The sequence below is a fragment of the Asanoa hainanensis genome (assembly GCF_900188485.1).
GTDB lineage: Bacteria > Actinomycetota > Actinomycetes > Mycobacteriales > Micromonosporaceae > Asanoa > Asanoa hainanensis.
Map to the genome: position 1 here is coordinate 605,137 of NZ_FZPH01000003.1, position 21,280 is coordinate 626,416.

Below are 21,280 nucleotides of genomic sequence, written 5' to 3' on the forward strand. Positions count from 1 at the left end.
CTAGCGACCCCCGCCATGGACGAAAGGACGAGCTTGTTCTGTCCGAACGGTCAACTCGCGGGCGATGCGCCCCAGCGTACGGGGCTGTAACAGTCCGTCGCCGAGGCCGAGTTCGACGATCGAGTCGAAGACCCGGCGGTCGGCTCCGGCGGCCCGGACCGCGGCCTGGATCACCGCCGGCGTGCGGGCCAGCCAGGCCGCCGCGGCGCTGTGCCGCAGGTGCCGGCCGAGCCGGCGGCGCAGTGCCGTGGCGTACGTCCGCGCCGCGTGGGCGGGCGTGACCGCGGCCGCGTGCCCGGCCAGCGAGCCGGACAGCACCGCGTAGAAGATGCCCTCCCCGGTGAACGGATTGATCAGCGAGTGGGCGTCGCCGACCAGCACCACCCGTCCGGCACCGAGCGCCGGCCGCGAGGTCGACAACGGCAGGTGATGGGCGCGCAACCGGGTGACGTCGGCGAGATCGATCTCGGGCAACAGATCCGCCATCCGGTCGAGCAGGTGCTTGCGGCTGAGCGGCCGACCCCGCATCACCTCGCCGTAGCCCACGTTCGCCGTACCATCGCCGATCGGGAACGCCCAGGCGTACGCGGGCCACCGCGGCCCCGAGGTGACGATCCGCTGATCGGTCAGCCCCGGGAACGCCACGTAGCCGCGCATCGCGACGGCCAGGTGCCGGCCCTGGTTGGGGCGGTGGCCGAGCGCCCGGCGGACCACCGAACCGGCACCGTCGGCGCCGATCAGCACCTTGGCCGCGAGCGTGTCGTCGACCACGACCCGGTCGGCCTCCACCCGCACCGACCGGACCAGGTGCCGGCGGAGCTCCGCGCCAGCGCCGACGGCCGCGTCGACGATGCGCGCGTCCAGCACGTACCGCGGAATCGTGTAGTCGGGTCTGCGCAGTTCACCAGCGGCCACCCCGTCGGGTGTCTCCAGGCTCAGCGACCGCACCGGCGCGTAGCCCGCCGCGATGTCGTCGACGCCGAGCCCGGCCAGCACGTCGAGCACGTGCGGCGCGATGCCGTCACCGCAGGTCTTGTCGCGCGGGAAGCTGGACCGGTCGAGCAGCAGCACGCTGGCGCCGGCCCGGCGCGCGGCCACCGCCGCCGTGGCGCCGGCGGGGCCGGCACCGACGACGAGCACGTCGTAATCGATCATCACGAAACCGTATCCGGGACGGGGGCCTCCGCGCGCGGTGCCGGGACGCGGGCAGCCGCCGTGGTCCGCGAGCGCGCGACGCCCCAGAGCGTCAGTCCGGCCGCGACCACCAGCGGCACGCCGTCGCGGACCAGCCCGTCGACGCCGAGCAGCAGCCAACACAGCGGCAGGTCGACCAGCAGCACCGCGGCCGTCACGACGACCAGAGCCACCCGCGCCCAGGCCCGGTCGCGCAGCAGGAAGATGGCGATCGGCAGCAGGGCGTTGCCGACGACGATCGCGAACAGCAGCCAGCCGAGCACGAGCGGCAGCCGGCGCAGGCCGGCCTCGCCCAGCGCCACCAGCGCCGGCACCACCATCAGCGCCGGGTACGTGAACGCGGCGACCCGGGCGGTCAGCGTCCAGCCGGCGACCGGCGGCCGGCGCGGCACGCCTTCCTGCCAGCCGATGCCGCGGCGGTCGAGCACGAGCCGGTTGGGATGCCGCACGAGGTGGGCGCCCACTGTCGGCACGCGGTAGAGCAGCACGACCACCGCGAGGCAGAGCCCGGTGAGCAGCACGAAGCCGATCGCACCGGGCAGCGGCGGCACACCCGAGCGCGGCACCACCAGCCGGCCGACGGCGAAAACGGTGGTCACCGCGAGGATCAGGCCGAGCGGCTTGGCACCGGCCCGGCCACGGCGCACGTGCCAGACGAGGATCAGGAAACCGAACGAGCGGATCAGCGCCCAGCCGGTGCGCACCGCCAGTCCGAAGCCCTGCTCCGGCGCGTACGCCCAGTTGACGAGCTCGACCGCGACGGTGGCCGCGGCCGTGGCATAGAGGAGCGCGACCAACGCGCGCACCGTCGGGGGCATGCCCGTGAGTGTAGGGAGGCCCGCCCCGTCGGGCCTCCCGAAGGCAACGTCAGCTCAGGCGGGCCTTGAGGGCGTCGAGCTCCGCCCAGAGCACGCCCGGCAGCTTGTCGCCGAACTTCTCGAACCACTCGGTGACCTGCGGGAGCTCCGCGCGCCACTCGTCGGCGTCCACGCGCAGGGCGGCCGCTACGGCCTCCGGCGTCAGGTCGAGCCCGGACAGGTCGAGGGCGTCCGGCGTCGGCACGTGCCCGATCGCGGTCTCGACCGCCTCGGCCGTGCCGTCGAGCCGCTCGACGATCCACTTGAGAACCCGGGAGTTCTCACCGAAGCCCGGCCAGAGGAAGCCGCCGTCCTCGTCCCGCCGGAACCAGTTGACGTAGAAGATCTTCGGCAGGCGGGCCGTGTCGGCGCCCGCGCCCTTGCCCATCTCGATCCAGTGCGCGAAGTAGTCGCCCGCGTTGTAGCCGATGAACGGCAGCATCGCCATCGGGTCGCGGCGCACCACGCCGACCTGGCCGGCCGCGGCGGCGGTGGTCTCCGACGACAGCGTCGCGCCGAGGTAGACGCCGTGCACCCAGTCGCGGGCCTCGGTCACCAGCGGGATCGTCGTCTTGCGCCGGCCGCCGAACAGGATCGCGTCGATCGGCACACCCGCCGGGTCGGTGTACTCCGGCGCGATGATCGGGCACTGCCCGATCGGCGTGCAGAACCGGCTGTTGGGGTGCGACGACAGCTCGCCGCTCTCCGGGGTCCACGACTGGCCCTTCCAGTCGGTGAGGTGCGCGGGCGGCTCGCCCATGCCCTCCCACCAGATGTCGCCGTCGTCGGTCAGCGCGACGTTGGTGAACACCGAGTTACCCCGGGCGAGCGTACGCATCGCGTTGGGGTTGGTCCGGTAGTCGGTGCCCGGCGCGACGCCGAACAGGCCGAACTCCGGGTTGACCGCGTACAGCCGGCCGTCCTCGCCGAACCGCATCCAGGCGATGTCGTCGCCGATCGTCTCGACCTTCCAGCCCGGGATGGTCGGCTCCAGCATCGCGAGGTTGGTCTTGCCACAGGCCGACGGGAACGCCCCGGCCACGTACTTGACGACACCCTCGGGCGAGGTCAGCTTCATGATGAGCATGTGCTCGGCGAGCCAGCCCTCGTCGCGGGCCATGACGCTGGCGATGCGCAACGAGTAGCACTTCTTGCCAAGCAGCGAATTGCCGCCGTAGCCGGACCCGTACGACCAGATCTCGCGGGTCTCCGGGAAGTGCGAGATGTATTTCGTGTCGCTGCACGGCCAGGGCACGTCGGCCTCGTCCGGCGACAGCGGCGCGCCCAGCGAGTGCAGGGCCGGCACGAAGTCGGCGTCGTCGCCCATCGCGTCCAGCACCGTGGTGCCCATCCGGGTCATGATGCGCATCGAGGCGACCACGTACGCGCTGTCGGTGAGCTCGACACCGAACATCGGGTTCTCGGCCTCGATCGGGCCCATGCAGAACGGGATGACGTACATCGTCCGGCCGCGCATGCAGCCGCGGTAGAGCTCGGTCATCTCCCGCTTCATCTCGGCGGGCGCCATCCAGTTGTTGGTCGGCCCGGCGTCGGCCTCGTCGACCGAGCAGATGAAGGTGCGCTCCTCGACCCGGGCGACGTCGGTCGGGTCGGTGCGCGCCCAGAACGAGTTGGGGCGCTTGGCGTCGTCGAGACGGACGAGCGTGCCGGCCTCGACGAGCTCGTCGGTGAGGCGGGTCCATTCCTCATCGGACCCGTCGACCCACACCACGCGGTCGGGTCTGGTGAGCTCGGCGACCTCGTTGACCCAGGCGAGCAGCCGGGGATGGGAGGTGGGCGCTTCGTCGGCGCCGGGCAGGGTGGCCGGACTTGCAGTCATTGTGAACTCCTCGCGGTCGACGCTGACCTATGGGTGCACAAACCGGGCGGGCTCGCGCCACGCCAGTGCATCTCGGGGTTCAACTCAGACTAAACCGAATGACCGTTAAGGGCAGCGCGGCCGGTTGTGAAAATCTGCACAAGGGACGGACGTTTTGGATTTCCCCGTTGGATGTCACGCTCTCCCGCGCACATTCGCGCATCTCGTCCATCGACATCCCTCTTCCGGGTCGGTGACACCTGGGCGCTCGGCAGGACGCGGACCCACCCATCGGCGCCCCGGGCTGCCAAAACGCCTCTTCCCTCACGCTACGGAGTGACCTACGCTTTTCCTCATAACGAGGGTTTTCTCCCTCACATTCCCTATAGGCATTTCCGCCCCATTCCTCCCCCTGGAGGCGGCATGACCAGCCCGACGACCACAACCGACCAGCGACCGGAACCCGCTGACGGCGACGACGAGCCGTCCGACGCGGATCTTGTCGAGGCCGTCCGCTCCGGAGACACCGGGGCGTACGGCACCCTCTATGTCCGACATGCCGGAGGGGCCCGCCGCCTCGCCGGCACGCTCACCCGGGACCGCGCCGACGCGGACGATCTCGTCGCCGAGACGTTCGCCAAGGTGCTCGCCACGCTCCGGGCGGGGCGCGGCCCCGCCCGCGCCTTCCGGCCCTACCTCTACACGACGCTCAAGCACCTGCGGTACGACCGGCTCCGGTCCGAGCAGCGCGTGGAGTTCACCGACGATCTCAGCCGCTACGAGTCCGGCGTGCCGTTCGCCGACCCCACGGTGGCCCAACTCGACCGGCTCTACGCCGCCCGCGCGTTCGCCCGGCTCCCCGAGCGCTGGCGGGCCGTGCTCTGGCACACCGCGGTGCAGGGTGAGTCGCCGGCCCAGGTGGCCGGGCGGCTCGGCCTGACCCCGGGCGGGGTCGCCGCCCTGGCCTTCCGGGCCAGGGAACGCCTGCGGCAGATCTACCTGCAGGAGCACGTGACACCCGCCGACGCGCCGGCCTGCCGCCAGGTCGCCGCCCGGCTGGCCGGCTATCTGCGCGGGCGGCTGGCCCGGCGGGCCCGCAGCACGGTCGACGGCCACCTGGCCACGTGCGCGGACTGCCGGGCGGCGCTCGACGAACTGGCGGATCTCCCGGCCGCGGGCTGAGATAATCACGGGCGATGCCGGTGTGGTCACGGACCGCGCCGGCCGCGCTCACCACGATCACCGTCTGGTCACACGTTTCGGACGTCGCGAACGGGGCGTGCGCACAGACGGTAGTCTCGGCCCGTGTCCGCAACCGTTGCCGACGACGAGTCGTCATCTTCGGCCGCCCCCTCCGGGGTGGTGGCCAGACTGCGCGGCCGGTTCGGTCATCTGGTCAAAGAGCTGGGCAAGTTCGGCACGGTCGGCGGCATCGCGTTCCTCGTCGATCTGGTGATCTTCAACCTGCTGATCTCCGGCGACGGCACCCCGCCGCTGCTCGCCAAGACGATCTCCACGGTGATCGCGGCGACGCTGGCCTTCGTCGGCAACCGGTTCTGGACCTGGCGGCATCGGGAGCGCAGCGGCCTGCACCGCGAATACCTGCTCTATTTCTTCTTCAATGCTGTTGGCCTCGGCATAGGCCTGGCCTGCCTGGGTATCAGCCACTACATCCTGGGCGCGATGTGGCCGGCCGTCTTCCAGACCACGCTGGCCGACAACATCTCCGGTCAGTTCATCGGCACGGCGTTCGGCACGCTCTTCCGTTTCTGGTCCTACCGGCGCTTCGTTTTCGTCGATGCGGCAATATCGGCGCAGACACCGTCCGCATCGCTGACGGTGACCAAGGGTGACTAAGGACGTGACTTCCCACCCAGCGCCAGTCGTCCGCACGAACTGAATCGCCCGTCTCCCGTAAGGTGGCCCAATGCGCGCGGACCGGATCATGCCCGAGCGGTGGAACAAGCTCCTCCGCGAGGCGCTGAAGTTCGGCATCGTCGGTGGCGTCAACACCGTGATCAACTTCGTGGTGTTCAACGCCCTCGCGCTCACGATCTTCCACAACGGGCAGCTCAAGGCCAACGTGGTCGCGACCGTCTTCGCGACCATCACGTCGTACTTCATGAACCGGCACTGGACCTACCGCGATCGCCCGAAGTCGGCCATCCGGCGGGAAACCACCCTGTTCGTGCTGTTCAACGCCACCGGCCTGGTGATCGAGCTCGGCGTGCTGGGCATCGCCAAGTACGGCCTGGACATGCACAGCCTGCTGTGGCTCAACGTCTTCAAGTTCCTCGGCCTGGGCCTGGCCACGATCTTCCGGTTCTACACCTACCGGACCTTCGTCTTCCGGGCCGCGCCGGCACCCGAGGTGGCGCTGCCCTCCGTGGCCACGGTCAGGCAGAACGACCACCACCTCGACGGCGACGTGATCGCCACCTTCGACCCGGTGGCCGAGCTGGCCGAAGTGGTCGAAGAGTTCGAGTCCGCCGGTTCCGCGCGCCGCCACCGTTGAGAATCCGCCGGATCAGCGGCGACGAGCGGCTGACCACGTCGTTCCCGCTCCAGTCGTACGCGTTCGACAAGTCGCCGACCGAGCACGCCGTCTCCGCGCACTACCGGGAGTTCCTGCCGTACCACTCGGGCAACCACACGCTGGTCGCCGAGGAGGACGGCGTCACCCTGGCCACCGTGGCGGCCATTCCGATGCAGCAGAACGTACGCGGCCTCGTCCTGCCCATGGCCGGCGTCGCCAGCATCGCGACGCACCCGCTGGCCCGCCGTCGGGGTCTCGTACGCACGCTGCTCAACCAGCTGCTCGAGGAGATGCGCGACGACGGCAACCCGGTCTCGACGCTCTATCCGTTCCGGCCGTCGTTCTACGCCCGCTTCGGGTACGTGAACCTTCCGCAGGACCGCACCGCCACGTTCTCGCCGGACGGCCTGGCCGGCCTGCTCCGCGCCGACCTGCCCGGTGAGCTGCGCTGGCGGCGGATCGCCGACGGCTACGACGACCACCGGGCGCTGACCCTGCGGCTGCGCGACCGGCTCCACGGGTTCGCGTCGTTCCCCGACTTCCGGGCGGTCTCCCTGCGCGACGACCGCAAGTGGGTGGTCACCGCCCACGTCGACGGCGAGGTGGTCGGCTCGCTGCCGTACCGGATCGACGACCACCTCGGTGAGCTGTCCGGCGACACCCTGTTGCACACGGGTCCGCACGGCCGTGCGCTGGTGCTCAGCTTCCTGGCCCGCCACACCGACCAGGTCGACCGCGTGAAGCTCTCGGTGCTGCCGGGCGACACGCCGGAACTGTGGGCCGACGACCTGCTGGTCGAGACGACGGCCGACGCGCGGTCGCTCGGCGCGCACGCCCCGATGGCCCGCGTGCTGTCGCTCGAAGGCCTCGAAGGCATCGAGGCCGGCCCGGTCGCGATCACCGTCGAGGTGGTCGACGACGCGCTGCTGGCCGGCCGCTATCACCTGGACGGCACCGGAGGCACCCTGCTGGTCGACCGCAGCGACGCGCCGCCGGCCGCGTCGTTGTCCGCCGCAGGCCTGTCGGCGCTGGTCTACGGCGTGCTCGACCCGGTCGAGATCGGCCTGCGCGGCCTCGGCACCATCCCGCTGGAAGCCGCCGAGGCCCTGCGCGACCTGTTCCCCGCGCGGCCGCCGTACGTCTTCGCGCAGTTCTAGACGGTCTCCGCGCCGTCGGCCGACGCCTCGCGGTGCTCCCGCATGATCTCGCGCATCTCGCCCTCGTCGAGGGTGCCCTTGTCGTGGTCGGCCTCGACGAGCTCGTAGAGCAGCGTCTGCACCTTCTCGACGTGCGGGATGTCGTGCAGCACCTGCTGGCCGCGCTCCCCCGCCGACTCGATGACCAGCGTGCCGGTGCCGAGCAGGCGCTCGAGGAAGTGCTGGTTCATCGAGTGGTCGTTGACCCGGCTCAGCGGGATGTCGTGCCGGTCGCGGTTGAAGATGCCGACCTGGAGCAGGATCCGCTGATCGGTGAAGACGTAGTGGGTGGTCTGGCGGACCAGCACCGGCCGCAGCAGCAACCAGACCAGCACGACCAGCGCGGCGGCGCCGATGACGAGCTGCCCGAGGCCGCTCGGCACGAAGACCAGCGCGACCACGGCCGCCGCGACCACGAGGACGGCCAGCAGGATCGGACGGGCGAGCGTCTTCCAGTGCGGGTGCACGTGGAGCACCACGCGTTCCTCAGTGGTCAACACGTCGTCGGGAAAAGCCACGGCACACCTCCGCGCACACTTTTGTCGGGGTGAACCTACTGCCTCGCCGCATGGCGGCGTAGTCCCGGAGGTGTCGGGTGTCAGCGCAGGTGCAGCACGTCACCCGCGGCGACGGTGCGCTCTCCTTGCGCGGTACGCACGACCAGCCGGCCGCTGTCGTCGACGCCGGTCGCCTCGCCGGTGAACTCGGCACCGCCCGGCAGCAGCACCCGCACCTCGCGGCCCACCGTGGCGCAGCGGCTGAGGTAGGCGCCGCGCAGCCCGCTGGCCGAGGCGTCGCCGTCGGCCTCGCGCCAACGCTCGTACCAGGTCGCCAGGCCGCGCAGCGTGGCCCGCAGCAGTGGGTCGCGGTCGGTCACCTCGGCGCCGGCCAGCCGCAGCGAGGTGGCCTTCGGGCCGCTCGGGCGCTCGGGCAGCTCGTCGGCGCGCAGGGTCACGTTGAGCCCGATGCCGAGCACGACCGCCGGGCCGCCACCACCGTCGGGCACGCCCTCGGCCAGGATGCCGGCGCACTTCGCGTCGCCGACCAGCAGGTCGTTGGGCCATTTGAGGGCGGGCAGCACCCCGTCCGGCAGCTCGGCCAGGCGGATCACCGCCTCCGCGACCGCGACGCCGGCCAGCAGGGGCAGCCACGCGTACGCCTTCGCCGGCAGCGGCCGCCAGCCCCGCTCGGGCTCGGCGGCACCCGGACGCAGCAGCACGCTGACCGCGATCCCGGCGCGCGGCGGCGACTGCCACGCGCGACCCAGCCGGCCCCGGCCGGCGGTCTGGCGCTCGGCGACCTCGACCAACCCTTCGGGGGCTCCTTCCCGGGCGGCTTGGGCGACGTCGGCGTTGGTGGACTCGGTTTCGGTGCGCACGTCGAGGCTGGTCCACAGCTCGCCAGGGCCGACCAGCGCCCGTTCGAGCGCTCGCGCGTTCAGGGGCGGGCGGTCAAGGTCGGTGTAAGGCGAGCCAGGCACCCGACAAGCCTACGACCCGAGATCATGCCCGCCGGGCGCCGCCGTAGACCCGCCCGCCTGGGGCCGCGCGCGATGGTGCCGGATCAGGCACGGTGACCACCTTGACCCGCGCCCGCGACGGCGGCTGTTGGGCCGCTGCGCCGCGCTGCTGCCGGGTCGGCGGCGGGGTGGGCTCGGCCTCGGCCGCCCAGGCGCGGCGCCCCTGGGACGACGTCGCTTCCCGTTGCGGCGCGCGGGCACGGCGACCCGGCGGGGTCTGTGCCGCGCGGGCGCGGCGGTCCGCGGGCGGCGCTGGTTCGGTCGGCGGTGGGCGACGGGCCCGGTTGGTCGGCGTCCGAGCCCGGTCGCGCGGGTGGCGGGCCGGCCCCGGCCGGCCGCCCGCCACCGGCGTGCGCCCGGGCTTGCCCGGGCCACCGGCCGGGGCGCTCTCGGCGAGCGGCCACAGCAGCCGGTTCATCGTGAGGAGGACGCCGACGCCTCCGATCAGGAAGAACAACCCGACGACCATCATCACGTGAGCTATAACGAATGGGGCATTCGGCACGAAACGCTAGCCAGGTGTCGAGACCAACCGCACAGCCTTGATCAGGTCGAGCGTCGTTACGATCGGGCCGTGACAGATCAACGCAGCGCCGAGGTCGACATCCACACCACCGCCGGGCGGCTCGCCGACCTCGCGGCCCGGAGCGATGACGCCACCCATGCGGGCTCGGCGCGCGCGGTCGAGAAGCAGCACGCGCGGGGCAAGAAGACGGCTCGTGAACGGATCGAGATGCTGCTCGACGAGGGCAGCTTCGTCGAGCTCGACGAGCTCGCCCGGCACCGGTCGGTCGCGTTCGGACTCGACAAGACCCGCCCGTACGGCGACGGCGTGATCACCGGCTACGGCACCGTCGACGGGCGCCCGGTCTGCGTGTTCGCCCAGGACTTCACGGTCTTCGGCGGCTCGCTCGGCGAGGTCTTCGGCCAGAAGATCGTCAAGGTGATGGACCTAGCGATGAAGACCGGCTGCCCAGTGATCGGCATCAACGACTCGGGCGGCGCGCGGATCCAGGAGGGCGTGGTCTCCCTGGGCCTGTACGGCGAGATCTTCTTCCGCAACGTCCGCGCGTCCGGCGTCGTACCCCAGATCTCGCTGGTCATGGGCCCGTGCGCGGGTGGCGCGGTGTACTCCCCCGCGGTCACCGACTTCACCGTGATGGTCGACCAGACCTCGCACATGTTCATCACCGGCCCCGACGTGATCAAGACCGTCACCGGCGAGGACGTGGGCATGGAGGAGCTGGGCGGCGCGCGCACCCACAACACCCGCAGCGGCAACGCGCACTACCTCGCCAGCGACGAGGACGACGCGATCGACTACGTCAAGGCGCTGCTGTCGTACCTGCCCTCGAACAACTTCGACGAACCGCCGGTCGTCCAGGCACCCGCGACGCTGGCCGTCACCGACGAGGACCGCGAGCTCGACACGCTGATCCCGGACTCGGCCAACCAGCCGTACGACATGCAGCAGGTCATCGCCCACGTGCTCGACGACGGCGAGTTCCTCGAGGTGATGCCGCTCTACGCGCAGAACATCGTGGTCGGCTACGGCCGGGTCGAGGGCCGGCCGGTCGGTGTGGTCGCCAACCAGCCACAGCACTTCGCCGGCACGCTCGACATCGCCGCCTCCGAGAAGGCCGCGCGGTTCGTGCGCACCTGCGACGCGTTCAACATCCCGGTACTGACCTTTGTGGACGTTCCCGGTTTCCTGCCCGGCACCGGCCAGGAGTGGGACGGCATCATCCGGCGCGGCGCCAAGCTCATCTACGCGTACGCCGAGGCGACCGTCCCGAAGGTCACGGTCATCACCCGGAAGGCCTACGGCGGCGCGTACGACGTGATGGGCTCGAAGCACCTCGGCGCGGACCTCAACTTCGCCTGGCCGACAGCGCAGATCGCCGTGATGGGCGCGCAGGGCGCGGTCAACATCCTCTACCGGAGCGAGCTCGCCGACGCCGAGGACCCGGTCGCGCTGCGCGCCGCGAAGATCCAGGAGTACGAGGACACGCTGGCCAACCCGTACATCGCGGCGGAGCGTGGCTATGTCGACGCGGTCATCCCGCCGCACGAGACCCGCACGCAGATCGTCCGCGCGCTGCGGGCGTTGCGCACCAAGCGCGAGACGTTGCCGCCGAAGAAGCACGGCAACATCCCGCTCTGAGGCTTCTAGTGCGCGCCGTAGCGGGCCAGCGGCTCAACCAAGGAACGCTCCTCATAGGACAGATGGCTCAGTAGCGTGTCGGTCAGCAGGTCGACCTCGGAGCGCAGGCTCTTGAGGTCGCCCTCGCCCGCCACCAGTGCGACCAGCGCCCGGTCGACGTTCTCGATCACCTCGTGGATGACCTTGTGCTCGTCCTCCAGGCGCAGGGTCACCGGTGCGAGCCTGGCGTCGGCGCGGCGCAGGTTGGGCAGCATCGAGGCGTCCTCGATGGTGTGGTGCGTGGTGATCAGGCGGCAGTACGACTCGCAGTAGGTGCCGAGCGTCCAGTTGTTCTGCCGCAGCGTCATCTCGTTGATCGCCGAACGCGCCTCGCCGATGCCGAGCATGCCGGCCTCGACCTGGTCGATCAGGTCGCGTACCTGGGCCAGCTCCTGCCGGAGGTGGTCGTGGATGTCGATCAGCTGCTGGCCGCGCGCCCGCTCGTGCCGGCTGTACTTCCGCTCCTCGTCGATCCGCGGCGCCACGGGACGCTCGCTCTCGTCCCAGAGCGTGCGGTCGGAGAGCCGCGTGCCGTCGTCGGGGGTCGGGGTGAGGCCGAGGCCGGGGATCTCGCCGGATACGACGATCCGGTCTGGCGCCTCTTGGACCGGCGCCGTCTCCGGAGACAGCGCCGGCTCCGGAGACGGGGCCGGCGTCCTGGGGTGGGCACGTTCGGCCGCGACCAACTCGCGCACTGCCGGCACGACCTCGACCGCGAACCGCTGCGTCGTGGTCGCGTCGTCGGCGGCCAGGATGAACGCGCTCAGGCCGTGGGTCAGGGCGAGCTCGGCGAGCTGCTCGGCCCAGTCGGCGGGCGAACCCGAGACCCCGCCGCCACCACCACCGAACCCGCCGCCGGCCGCCTGCCCGAACACGCCGCTGAAGTTGGCCAGCCGGCGGATCGCCTCGGGCGCCCGACCGGCCTTGACCGCCGCGTCGTCGATCAGCTTGTTCATCTCCGGCAACTGGTCGGCCTTGACGTAGCCCAGCGTCGGCAGCCAGCCGTCCGCGAGCCGGCCGATCAGGCGCAGCATCCGCGGCTTGTAGGCGCCGACCCAGATCCCGATGTCGTGCGCCGGCTCGGGACCGACCTTGGCGCCGCGCACCTGGTAGTGCTTGCCGTTCACGCGTACCGACGGCCCGTCCTGGCCCCAGATCCCGCGGATCACCGCGATGCCCTCTTCGAGCGCCTCGACCGACTCGGCCGGGGTGCGGTGCGGGCCTCCGTTGGCGACGATCGCGTCCCAGAACGCGCCGGCGCCGAGGCCCAGCTCGACCCGGCCACCGCTGAGCAGGTCGAGGCTGGCGGCGGAGCGGGCCAGCACGGCCGGCGGGCGCAGCGGCAGGTTGGCCACGTTGGGCGAGACCCGGATCCGCTCGGTGCGACCGATGATCATCGACAGCAGGGTCCAGGTGTCCAGGAACCCGGCCTGGTACGGGTGGTCCTGCGCCGTCACCAGGTCGAGCCCGGCCTGGTCGGCGATCTGGGCGAGAGCGACGACCCGCTCGGGCGCGTCGGCGCGCGGGGTGACGAACGTTCCGAACAAGAGCTCATGCCCGTAGTCGGCCACTGGTGTACCTCCGAAGACCCGGTTGACGCGTCAACCATAACGCAACTGGCTGATACGTCAACCAATGGCTATCGTCACAGGATGGCCACCAACGCAACCCGGGCCCGGGCTCTGAGCGCGCGCGAGGAGCGGGCCTGGGACGGCTACCGCCGGATGCAGTCGCTGCTGTCCAGCCAGCTCAACCGCCAGCTGATCCAGGAGACCGGGCTCTCCCACGCGGACTACGCGATCCTGTCCGCGCTGCTCGCCGCGCCGGACCACCGCCTGCGCGGGCTCGCGCTGCGCTGTGAGGTGCAGTGGGAGAAGAGCCGGCTCTCCCATCACCTGGGCCGGATGCAGACCCGCGGCCTCGTGCTGCGGGAGGACTGCGTCGAGGACTCGCGCGGCGCCGTGTTCCGGCTCACCGAGGCCGGCCGCGCGGCGGTCGAGGCCGCCAGCGACGACCGGGTGGCCGCCGTCCGGACGTACCTGCTGGATCTGCTCACCCCCGACCAGCTCGACGCGCTCTCCGAGATCAGCGGCGCGGTGCTGGCCCGGCTCGCCCAGGACGACCCGCACCGGCGCGCGGTCGCCGAGCTCGCGCGCGGCGTCTGAGCCTCAGCAGGGCGTCGTAGCGGCGGCGCACAGCCACGCGGCGGTTCGGGCACCGAGCTTCTCGGGGCTGATCGCCTTGGCGCTGCCGCTGACCAGCTCCACGGTGGTGACCAGGTCGCCGACCCGCACCACCAGCACCGTCGACCCGCCCAGGTCCGCGTCCTGGTCGCCGGTCACGGCGGTCATCAGGTGCTGGTACAGCAGGGAGTCGTCGCCGGCGAAGCCCCGGTCGACCAACACCCAGACGTGTGAGGTGCTGACCTTCGTCCGCTTCGCCGTGTCGGCGTTGACCGAGGACACGTACTTCGGGCAGGCCTCCACGGCCTCCACGGCCTCGTCGACGAGCTGCCGCGCACCGGTGCCGGGCAGCCGCATCACCGTCTGGTGCAGCACCGCCGTCGCCGTCTCGGGTCGCCCCTCGATCGTCGGCGGATACTCGACGGTCTGCTGCCGGCGGAACTCGTACACCCCTTTGTAGGTGCGCACCTTCGGGTACGTCGGGCAGGGCGTGAGGGTGAACGCCCAGTTGCCGACCGGCTGCTTCTGGTCGGCCGTGCTGCGGGAGGCGATCAGTCCCGGGCCGATGTCCTCGGGGCTCAGCAGCGCCTCGGGCGGAATCCAGGCCGGGTCGTGCGGCCCGACGGTCTTCGGCGCCAGCGTCGGTGCGGGCGGCGGCTCCGGCGCTGCGGTCGCCGTCGATGCCGGGGCTTGCGTCGCCGCCGGAGGTGGAGCCGCTGCCGCGCCGAAGAGGTCGGCCGGCTCGGTCCGCGCCTGGAACGGCCGCATGGACGCGACCCAGACACCGGACAGCAGCAGGAGTACGGACAACGAGGCGGCCAGGGCGGACCGGCGGCTGCGACGGCGGGCGATCCGGCGCAGCGCCTCGCCCTCGGGCCACTCGACCCGGCCGAGCTCGGCGGCCAGGCGTTGGGTCAGGTCCGGATCACGCATCCGCCACCTCACCCAGCTCGACGGAGAGCAGCCCGGCCAGCGCGGCCCGGCCGCGGGCCAGGCGGGCCTTCACGGTGCCCTCGGGCGCGCCCGTCTCCCGGGCCACCTCGGCGACTGGCATGCCCATCAGGTAGTAGAGCGCGATCGCGGTGCGCTGCTCCTCCGGCAGCCGGCGCAACGCCGCCACGACCTCGACCGTGTCGGTGTTCGGCGGCGGCACCGACTCGACCGCGCCGTGCCGCAGGTAGGCGCGGGCCCGGCTGCGCAGGCTCCGCCAGCGGCTGACCGCGATCCGGGCGGCGACCACTCGCATCCACGCCTCGGGGTCGTCGTAGTCACGCACCGTCGACCAGCGCTGCCAGGCCCTGATGTAGGCCTCCTGCACGGCGTCCTGCGCCTCGGACAGATCGCCGGTCAGCACGTAGACGAAACCGAGCAGCCGCTGCCGGCTGGCCCGGTAGAACTCGTCGAAGTCCGCCCCGTCCACGAAGACCAACACGCACGAGCGGCGAAGTTGGTTGCCGCTACGTGGCGATTCCCGCAGCGCGCAGGACCGGCTCGGCCAGCAGGTAGCCGCCGACCAGCAGGGCGACGAGGGCGACCGCACCGAACAGGGTGACCCAGAGGAGCGCCGGCACGTGGGTGACCCGGGCGAGTTGGTCGGCGTCCGAGTCGGGCAGCCGGCCCCGGCTGCGCAACGTCTGGAGCTCGCCGACCGGGCGCACGCCGCCGATCAGCAGGAACCAGACCGCGAGGTACGCGAAGATCGCCTGCACCTGCGGCGAGCCGAACCAGGAGACCGCGAACACCACGGCACCGGTCAGCACGACCGAGAAGACGCCGTACGGGTTCCGGATCAGCATCAGCATCGCCAGCAGCAACACGACCGTGACCCAGAGCAGCAGCGTGATGTGGTTGCCGCCGAGCAGCAGCGCACCGCCCAGCCCGAGCAGCGACGGGGCCACGTACCCGCTGAACAGGGTGATCGCCATGCCCGGACCCGTCGGCCGCCCGGCCGACAGGGTCAGCCCCGACGTGTCGGAGTGCAGGCGCACGCCGCGCAGCCGGCGCCCGGTGAGCACGGCCGCCAAGGCATGACCGCCCTCGTGGGCGATGGTGATCGCGTTGCGGGCCACCCGCCACGGACCGCGCACCGCGACCACGGCCAGGGCCAGCAGGGCGGTCACCACGACCAGCCAGGAGGGTGGGTCGGGTTGGGCGCCGAACAGGCGATCCCAGATGTCCGTCACCTCGTCGAGCCGCATGGCCCGCGACAGTACTACGCGTCGCGGCTCATGGGCACGGCCGTGGTGGCGGGCGTGCGCCGCAGCCGCGCCGCGCAGGCGGCCAGCGCGCCGCCGGTCGCCAGGCACAGGAGGGTGATCAGCACGGTGAGTCCCGCGTTGACCACGACGAGCAAGAGGTCGCCGATCGCGACCAGCGCCCAGAGCAGATAGCTCGGAATAGAGCCGTGTCGCCGGTGAACCATCTCGTCACCTCCTTCCGTCCCGCGGGTGTCATTACCCAACGGGACCGGAGGCAATCCGGGTTTTACCGCCTGGCCGGCTTGAACCCTTCGATCATCACTTGGAGCATCGGCTGGCTGGCCCGCCACTGGCTGTCCGGCGTGCTGAGGTAGATCGAGTACGCCTGGTCGCGGGCCGTGACGAAGCCGCGGTTGAGCACGTGCAGCCGGGTGCCGCTGCTGGACGTGTAGGTGAACTCCCAGTCCGCCGCGGCACGCCAGTACTTGACCGTCTCGATCCGGACCCGGGCGTAGTTCCGGTAGCCGCTCTTGCGCGCCTGCTCGTTGTTGAGCCAGTCCTGCTTCGGGTCGGGCTTCGGGTTCCGGGTCTGGTCGATCAGCAGGAAGCGGTTGCCGTTGGGCTCGGTCCACCGGGCCCGGCCGCCGCCGTCGTTGCTGTAGGTCCAGCCCTCGGGCACCGGCACCTGGAACCCGCTGCCGTTGTCGCGCATGCGCCAGCCCGCCGGGAGCGTGAAGGCCGGCGGCGATGGAGGTGTCGTCGGCTGCGCCGGTGGCTTGGTGGTCGTCGCCGACGTCGGCGCGGGCTTCGTGGCCCCCTTGGTGGGGGCCGCCTGGGCCGCCGGGTTGGTGCGGGCCGTGTTCGGGTTCTTCTTGGTGTCTGAGTTGTCGCGGAGGAGGAGCAGGACGGCGGCCATCATGAGTACGACGGCCGCCAGCGCCGCGGCCACGATGGCCAGGGACCTGGTCCGCTGGTCTGTCCCACGTGGAGGGTTGCCCTGGTGGACCCGGCCCTGGGCGGGCGGTGGCGGTGGTGGCGGGACCGAGGCGCGGCCGGCCGGGGAGATCGGGCGGGCGACCGGGCCGCCGGGCGAGACCGGACGCGCCGCGGGCGAGACGGGGCGGGCCGCGGGTGAGACCGGGCGGGCTGCGGGCGAGACCGGGCGGGCGGCCGGCGAGGTCGGGCGGGCTGTCGGGCCACCAGGCACGACCACCGGGCGGGTTTCGTCCGCCGGTGGTGTTGGCGGCGCGGCGGGTGAGGTCGGTGTCGGGGCCGCCGGGGACGTCGGGGTGACGGCCGGAGCCGCAGCCGCCGATGAGGCCGGTGCCGCCGCCGGGCTGGTCGGTGCGGCGGTGGGGCCGGCTGGTGAGATCGGCCAGACGCCCGCGCCGGGCGGGTTGTGCGGGGTGCGCTGGCGTGGCGCCGGGTGCGGGGGCGCGCTTTGCGGAGCGGCTGTGATCGCGTTTTGGGGGGTCGCGTTCTGGTGCGCGGCCGGGCTCAGCGGAGCTGCCGGGCTTTGCGGAGTCGGCGCGGCCGGCGAGGAGGGTGCGGCCGGGAGGGGCGGGAAGCCCTGGCGGTCGCGGAGCGCGGTGGGCCGGCGTACCCCGTCGAGAAGCGGGCGACGCGCGACGGTCTTGCGGCCGGACGCGCGGCGCAATAGTCGGTCGGCCTCGTCCGGGTCGATCCGGTCGGCGGGCTCCTTGCGCAGCAGTCCACTGAGGACGGGCCGGAGCGCACCGGCCCGGCGGGCCGGAGCGGGCGGCTCGGTGGCGAGGGCGGCCAGCGTGGCCAGGGCGGAGGGCCGGGCGAACGGCGACTGCCCTTCGACCGCGGCGTAGAGCGTGGCGCCGAACGACCACATGTCGGTCCGCGGCCCGGAGGTGCCGTCGCGGGCCCGCTCGGGCGCGATGTAGGCGGGCGAGCCCAACACCAGCCCGGTGCGGGTGACGTTGGGGTCACCGGGGATCGTGGCCAACCCCCAGTCGGTGAGCACGACGCGCCCGTCTTCGGCCAGCAACACGTTGGCGGGCTTGACGTCGCGGTGCACGACCCCGGCGCGGTGCGCGGTGCGGAGGGCGGCCAGCATGCCGAGCCCGATCTCCGCGACCCGGACCACGGGAAGCGGCCCGTCGTTGGCGATCACGTCCTGGAGCGAGCGGGACGCCACGTATTCCATGACGATCCACGGATCACCGTCGGTGCGGAGAACGTCGAAGATGCGTACCACGTTGATGTGGTTGAGCCGGGCGATCGCGCGGGCCTCGCGCAACGACCGCTCGCGCATCTCCCGACGCTCGTCGTCGGTGAGCCCCGGGGGCGGGACGAGTTCCTTGATCGCCACTTCGCGGTGCAACACCTCGTCGAGGGCCCGCCAAACTCGGCCCATGCCGCCTTGACCGAGCGGTTCGAGGAGCCGATACCGGTCGGCAATGAGCTGCGGCTGAGTCATCGACATCACCCAAAACCGTACCTGTGCCCCCTGACAGCCACACGGGCGGCAGTTACTCGTGTGACGTACACCGGCCGTACGCTGGTGGGATGTCGGAGGAACCCCTGTTCAAGGTCACCCGCGGAGTGCCAACCGCCGAGCAGCTGGCGGCCCTGGTAGGCGCGCTGTCGGTCCGCCTCCGTCCGGCGCCCGGCGGGGCTTCGCCCGTTTCATCACTTTGGACGAGATCGGCCCGCCCCGGTGCGGTGCCTCCCGGTCCCGGCGCCTGGCGAGCCTCAGGCCTGCCGCGCTAAATCGCACAATCAGGGCTGCGCCCTCGAGCGCAGCAGCGCTAGCCTCACGGTCAGCAACCACTCGGTGACCACGAGGAGGGATGGCGCGTGGCTCTGTCCAACGAGGACCTCCCACCGGCCTGGCTCCGCGACTACGCAACGATCGAAGCGGACATAGGCCGAATGGAAGAGTTCGCCGCCAAGCTGGACGCGGAAGTCCGCGACAACTTCGCGCCACACGTCGCCCGCATTTATGACGACATGTCCGTCGACCTGCCTAACGCCCATGACGACTTCCCGGAGCTCGGGTCATTCCTTGACGCACACCGGGCGTCGGCGCTGGACACCGCCGACTTGATCTACTTCTATCGCGAAGCCACGGGCGCGTTCGCGACCGCAGCGGGCACGGTCAGCGCCCAGTACCGAAACGCGGACGCATTCGCGACCGCACGGGTGAGTGACGTCAACAAGGCCCTGAACGCGACGTCTGCCGCCATGCCCGTGCCTGGGTGGAACGCACCAGATGCATGACAACGACGGACTCCCCCAGCGCGAGTCAACAACGAACTGGCAGGCACACGACACTCCGTCGATGTGGCGAATGATCGAGTCACAACAGACGGACGCCCAGTGGCGACACGTGTCCGGCCTCCGCAGAATGGCGGAACTGACCGCCACACACCTCGGCCGCCTCCAGCGCTACCGCGACGGTCTCGCGGAGGCTTGGCCACCAGAGCGGAGCAAGGCCTCGCAGGCCTTCATCTCCCGCCTGGACTACTTGATCGAGCACGTCCGCAGCACCCACGAGGTAGCCGCGGCCAACTACACCACCGTCTCCACCGCCACGGCGGCCGTAGAAGCCACCCGCAGCGACATGGCAAAACTGCACGCCGAGTACCTGGCAAAACTGAAAGCTGTTAGGACCTACGAAGCTCTGGTACAAGCCGAACAAACCAGCCAACTACCTGGCACCACCATTGGCCCTCCGCCAACGACACAACTCGATCTTGAAGCCGTTAACGCGCGCGCCCGATCCGTTATGTCCGGCCTGAGCACGACGCTAGTTCTCGCCCACGTTCAACTGCGACGGCCTACTCCTTACCAGCATCGAGCGGTTATCGAGGGCGGGCCCCCAATTCCGGTGATCATCACGCGGACGGCCTCGACCGGGGTTCAGGCGGTACAGGCTGTGCGCACGCCCGACACGGGAGCAACAAATGTCAGGCGGCCCGAAGGGGACGCAATGAACCACGGGCCGACGCCGAGAGACCTCATACCATCAAACCCACACCCGGCAAGCGAGGCAAACGGGTCTCGCGGTGCGGTGATCGCCGGGAGTGGACCCGCTACCAGAGCAAGCCGTCCTGAGACTGGGCAACGAAAGGATTACCTCCGAGCAGCAGGCGCAACGCCGACCTCCGCCTTGAACGCCAACCCTGGGTCCACCGTGCCAAGGCCGGAGCGTTCTGTGGCGGGGAGTGGTCTCATAGCACCATCAGGTGCCGGCGCACGGGACCCGGAGCGGGTCAACCCCGTAGGGGGAGTAATTGGAACTCCTCAATCAGGAAGCCACCTCGCTAGTCATCCGGGAACAGGCCAAGGCCCTTCGTCACAGTCGACCCGTTCTAATACACGCAAGGACCTAGGCGAGCCTTGGCAGATCAACGAGGGCGGTCCGGCAGTGGTCATGCCACCGGCGGTGGCAGCCGGGTTCGATCCTGGACCCGCCATAGGGATCGACAAGTGAAGATCAGGTTGTTCGCCGTTGCCGCGGCCGCCGTGGTCTGCGGCGCTGTTGCAGCACCCGTCCCGGCCGTTGCCGACGAAATTCGTGACCGGCAGTGGCACCTCAACTTCCTACAAGTTAGGCGCGCTCACGCGATCAGCGATGGCACCGGCACAACCGTCGCGGTGATTGACACCGGTGTAGAGCCTCATCCGGACCTCTCGAGCAACCTTCTGGTGGGCAAAGCGTTCGGCGTCGCTGCATCCGGCGATGGCAGGCGAGACGAGGTTGGCCACGGGACCGGAATGGCCGGGATAATTTCGGCACATGGGCACGGCTCAGACGACGGCGCACTTGGCGTCGCTCCGGGGGCCCACATCTTGCCGATCATCGACAGCCCTGATGGCGCCCAAGGCGGAGCTCGCTTCACAGCTCAGGCCATCGATTGGGCAGTCGCCCAGGGCGCCGACGTAATAAACGTCTCTTCGCATGGCGGTCCTTCGGCTGAGTTGCGAATTGCCATCGCTGCCGCAATCGCGAGTGATGTCGTCGTGGTCGCCGGCGTCGGAAATCGCCCCGGCCAGAACTCAATTGGCTTTCCCGCCTTCTACCCAGGAGTGGTGGCAGTCGGCGCCACCGATCGCAGCGGCAGACTTGCTTCATTGTCTGTCACGGGCGAAGGCGTGACCCTCACTGCTCCTGGGGTGGACATCATGACGACTCGTCCGGGAGGACGTTACAGCGCAGGCAGCGGAACATCTGACTCAACGGCGATCGTTTCTGGTGCTGCAGCCTTGGTCCGAAGTCGTTTCCCCGATCTGTCTGCGGCGGAAGTCATTCGTCGCCTGACCCTCACAGCTACAGACGCGGGCGCGCCTGGGCGGGATGAGGAGTATGGCTTTGGGGTGATCAACATCGTGGCTGCGCTTACCGCTGACATTCCTCCACTGTCGCCCTCCACAGCGGCCGCCACGCCGAGCGCTACCGACATCGCCGCACCGCCTGGCGGGGGTGGGGGTGCTGCCGGGGTTGTGGCTTTGGTTGTGGGTGGGGGGCTTATCGGGGGCTTCGTACTCATCGTGCTTGCCCGTCGGCATCGCGCGAGAAGGCGACCGGTACCGTAGCTCC

21 protein-coding genes are annotated in these 21,280 nt (G+C 70.9%); 9 read left to right on the forward strand and 12 right to left on the reverse strand.

All coding sequences use genetic code 11. The features are described from left to right. The 3 genes from CHC05_RS10395 to CHC05_RS10405 are packed head-to-tail and all read right to left on the reverse strand — an operon-like array spanning position 1 to position 3,891. Positions 1-1,155: a geranylgeranyl reductase family protein gene (locus CHC05_RS10395; protein ID WP_089247179.1), complete on the reverse strand. Its 1,155-nt coding sequence runs from the start codon at positions 1,153-1,155 to the stop codon at positions 1-3. Then, positions 1,155-2,012, reverse strand: a complete 858-nt coding sequence (locus CHC05_RS10400) for a hypothetical protein (RefSeq protein WP_089247181.1) — start codon at positions 2,010-2,012, stop codon at positions 1,155-1,157. The genes CHC05_RS10395 and CHC05_RS10400 overlap by 1 nt, the downstream gene beginning before the upstream one ends. A gap of 49 nt (positions 2,013-2,061) precedes the next feature. After that, positions 2,062-3,891 (reverse strand): phosphoenolpyruvate carboxykinase (GTP), encoded by a 1,830-nt coding sequence (locus CHC05_RS10405; RefSeq protein ID WP_089247183.1) that lies wholly within the window; start codon positions 3,889-3,891, stop codon positions 2,062-2,064. Between the two features lie 402 nt (positions 3,892-4,293). On the opposite strand from CHC05_RS10405, the gene CHC05_RS10410 reads away from it, so the two are divergent. The 4 genes from CHC05_RS10410 (at position 4,294) to CHC05_RS10425 (ending at position 7,563) form a co-directional block, all read left to right on the forward strand. Then, positions 4,294-5,052, forward strand: a complete 759-nt coding sequence (locus tag CHC05_RS10410) for an RNA polymerase sigma factor (protein WP_089247185.1) — start codon at positions 4,294-4,296, stop codon at positions 5,050-5,052. 123 nt (positions 5,053-5,175) lie between these two features. Further along, complete coding sequence (locus tag CHC05_RS10415) at positions 5,176-5,727, forward strand: GtrA family protein (RefSeq protein WP_089247187.1); 552 nt, start codon at positions 5,176-5,178, stop codon at positions 5,725-5,727. A 70-nt stretch (positions 5,728-5,797) separates the two neighbouring features. After that, positions 5,798-6,385, forward strand: coding sequence for a GtrA family protein (locus CHC05_RS10420; RefSeq protein WP_089247189.1), 588 nt, complete (start codon positions 5,798-5,800; stop codon positions 6,383-6,385). Further along, positions 6,382-7,563 (forward strand): GNAT family N-acetyltransferase, encoded by a 1,182-nt coding sequence (locus CHC05_RS10425; protein ID WP_089247191.1) that lies wholly within the window; start codon positions 6,382-6,384, stop codon positions 7,561-7,563. Before CHC05_RS10420 ends, CHC05_RS10425 begins: the two co-directional genes overlap by 4 nt. Here CHC05_RS10425 and CHC05_RS10430 read toward each other — a convergent pair. The 3 genes from CHC05_RS10430 to CHC05_RS10440 all read right to left on the reverse strand — a co-directional run bounded on the left by CHC05_RS10430 (position 7,560) and on the right by CHC05_RS10440 (position 9,593). Next, entirely contained in the window at positions 7,560-8,120 is a 561-nt protein-coding gene (locus CHC05_RS10430; RefSeq protein WP_089247193.1) for a PH domain-containing protein, read from the reverse strand. The genes CHC05_RS10425 and CHC05_RS10430 overlap by 4 nt on opposite strands. An 80-nt stretch (positions 8,121-8,200) precedes the next feature. Continuing rightward, complete coding sequence (locus CHC05_RS10435; RefSeq protein ID WP_089247195.1) at positions 8,201-9,082, reverse strand: biotin--[acetyl-CoA-carboxylase] ligase; 882 nt, start codon at positions 9,080-9,082, stop codon at positions 8,201-8,203. 22 nt (positions 9,083-9,104) lie between these two features. Next, positions 9,105-9,593 (reverse strand): hypothetical protein, encoded by a 489-nt coding sequence (locus CHC05_RS10440; RefSeq protein ID WP_089247197.1) that lies wholly within the window; start codon positions 9,591-9,593, stop codon positions 9,105-9,107. Between the two features lie 102 nt (positions 9,594-9,695). Between CHC05_RS10440 and CHC05_RS10445 the strand changes: the two genes are divergently transcribed. Continuing rightward, positions 9,696-11,285: an acyl-CoA carboxylase subunit beta gene (locus CHC05_RS10445; RefSeq protein ID WP_089247199.1), complete on the forward strand. Its 1,590-nt coding sequence runs from the start codon at positions 9,696-9,698 to the stop codon at positions 11,283-11,285. 5 nt (positions 11,286-11,290) lie between these two features. Here the strand turns inward: CHC05_RS10445 and CHC05_RS10450 are convergent, their stop codons facing one another. Beyond that, on the reverse strand, positions 11,291-12,895 hold the full coding sequence (locus tag CHC05_RS10450; RefSeq protein ID WP_089247201.1) for an LLM class flavin-dependent oxidoreductase: 1,605 nt from the start codon (positions 12,893-12,895) through the stop codon (positions 11,291-11,293). An 81-nt stretch (positions 12,896-12,976) separates the two neighbouring features. Here CHC05_RS10450 and CHC05_RS10455 point away from each other — a divergent pair, with 81 nt between their 5' ends. After that, positions 12,977-13,489: a MarR family winged helix-turn-helix transcriptional regulator gene (locus tag CHC05_RS10455; RefSeq protein ID WP_089247203.1), complete on the forward strand. Its 513-nt coding sequence runs from the start codon at positions 12,977-12,979 to the stop codon at positions 13,487-13,489. Between the two features lie 3 nt (positions 13,490-13,492). On the opposite strand, the gene CHC05_RS10460 is transcribed toward CHC05_RS10455, so the two are convergent. The 5 genes from CHC05_RS10460 to CHC05_RS43015 form a co-directional block, all read right to left on the reverse strand. After that, positions 13,493-14,440: a hypothetical protein gene (locus CHC05_RS10460; protein WP_089247205.1), complete on the reverse strand. Its 948-nt coding sequence runs from the start codon at positions 14,438-14,440 to the stop codon at positions 13,493-13,495. Further along, a complete protein-coding gene (locus tag CHC05_RS10465) occupies positions 14,433-14,936 on the reverse strand; it encodes a SigE family RNA polymerase sigma factor (protein ID WP_425426732.1) in 504 nt (167 codons plus the stop codon). The genes CHC05_RS10460 and CHC05_RS10465 overlap by 8 nt, the downstream gene beginning before the upstream one ends. A gap of 28 nt (positions 14,937-14,964) precedes the next feature. Next, positions 14,965-15,705, reverse strand: a complete 741-nt coding sequence (locus CHC05_RS10470; protein ID WP_089247207.1) for a M50 family metallopeptidase — start codon at positions 15,703-15,705, stop codon at positions 14,965-14,967. A 14-nt stretch (positions 15,706-15,719) separates the two neighbouring features. Continuing rightward, the gene (locus CHC05_RS10475; RefSeq protein WP_089247209.1) at positions 15,720-15,929 is read right to left on the reverse strand and encodes a hypothetical protein; all 210 of its coding nucleotides are present in this window, start codon (positions 15,927-15,929) and stop codon (positions 15,720-15,722) included. 62 nt (positions 15,930-15,991) lie between these two features. Beyond that, positions 15,992-18,160, reverse strand: coding sequence for a serine/threonine-protein kinase (locus tag CHC05_RS43015; RefSeq protein WP_218824498.1), 2,169 nt, complete (start codon positions 18,158-18,160; stop codon positions 15,992-15,994). A gap of 83 nt (positions 18,161-18,243) precedes the next feature. On the opposite strand from CHC05_RS43015, the gene CHC05_RS10485 reads away from it, so the two are divergent. The 3 genes from CHC05_RS10485 to CHC05_RS10495 all read left to right on the forward strand — a co-directional run bounded on the left by CHC05_RS10485 (position 18,244) and on the right by CHC05_RS10495 (position 21,276). After that, the gene (locus tag CHC05_RS10485; protein WP_089247211.1) at positions 18,244-18,447 is read left to right on the forward strand and encodes an acyl-CoA carboxylase subunit epsilon; all 204 of its coding nucleotides are present in this window, start codon (positions 18,244-18,246) and stop codon (positions 18,445-18,447) included. Between the two features lie 87 nt (positions 18,448-18,534). After that, a complete protein-coding gene (locus CHC05_RS10490; protein WP_144022544.1) occupies positions 18,535-18,957 on the forward strand; it encodes a hypothetical protein in 423 nt (140 codons plus the stop codon). Positions 18,958-20,169: 1,212 nt separating this feature from the next. Then, positions 20,170-21,276, forward strand: a complete 1,107-nt coding sequence (locus CHC05_RS10495) for a S8 family serine peptidase (protein WP_179266118.1) — start codon at positions 20,170-20,172, stop codon at positions 21,274-21,276. The last annotated feature ends 4 nt before the right edge of the window (positions 21,277-21,280 follow it).

Excerpts from the sequence above, each read along its gene's own strand:
- CHC05_RS10395 (WP_089247179.1), bottom strand. The coding sequence starts at position 1,155 with ATGATCGATTACGACGTGCTCGTCGTCGGTGCCGGCCCCGCCGGCGCC.
- CHC05_RS10400 (WP_089247181.1), bottom strand. The coding sequence starts at position 2,012 with ATGCCCCCGACGGTGCGCGCGTTGGTCGCGCTCCTCTATGCCACGGCC.
- CHC05_RS10405 (WP_089247183.1), bottom strand. The coding sequence starts at position 3,891 with ATGACTGCAAGTCCGGCCACCCTGCCCGGCGCCGACGAAGCGCCCACC.
- CHC05_RS10410 (WP_089247185.1), top strand. The coding sequence starts at position 4,294 with ATGACCAGCCCGACGACCACAACCGACCAGCGACCGGAACCCGCTGAC.
- CHC05_RS10420 (WP_089247189.1), top strand. The coding sequence starts at position 5,798 with ATGCGCGCGGACCGGATCATGCCCGAGCGGTGGAACAAGCTCCTCCGC.
- CHC05_RS10440 (WP_089247197.1), bottom strand. The coding sequence starts at position 9,593 with ATGATGGTCGTCGGGTTGTTCTTCCTGATCGGAGGCGTCGGCGTCCTC.
- CHC05_RS10455 (WP_089247203.1), top strand. The coding sequence starts at position 12,977 with ATGGCCACCAACGCAACCCGGGCCCGGGCTCTGAGCGCGCGCGAGGAG.
- CHC05_RS10460 (WP_089247205.1), bottom strand. The coding sequence starts at position 14,440 with ATGCGTGATCCGGACCTGACCCAACGCCTGGCCGCCGAGCTCGGCCGG.
- CHC05_RS10470 (WP_089247207.1), bottom strand. The coding sequence starts at position 15,705 with ATGCGGCTCGACGAGGTGACGGACATCTGGGATCGCCTGTTCGGCGCC.
- CHC05_RS10475 (WP_089247209.1), bottom strand. The coding sequence starts at position 15,929 with ATGGTTCACCGGCGACACGGCTCTATTCCGAGCTATCTGCTCTGGGCG.
- CHC05_RS43015 (WP_218824498.1), bottom strand. The coding sequence starts at position 18,160 with ATGTCGATGACTCAGCCGCAGCTCATTGCCGACCGGTATCGGCTCCTC.
- CHC05_RS10485 (WP_089247211.1), top strand. The coding sequence starts at position 18,244 with ATGTCGGAGGAACCCCTGTTCAAGGTCACCCGCGGAGTGCCAACCGCC.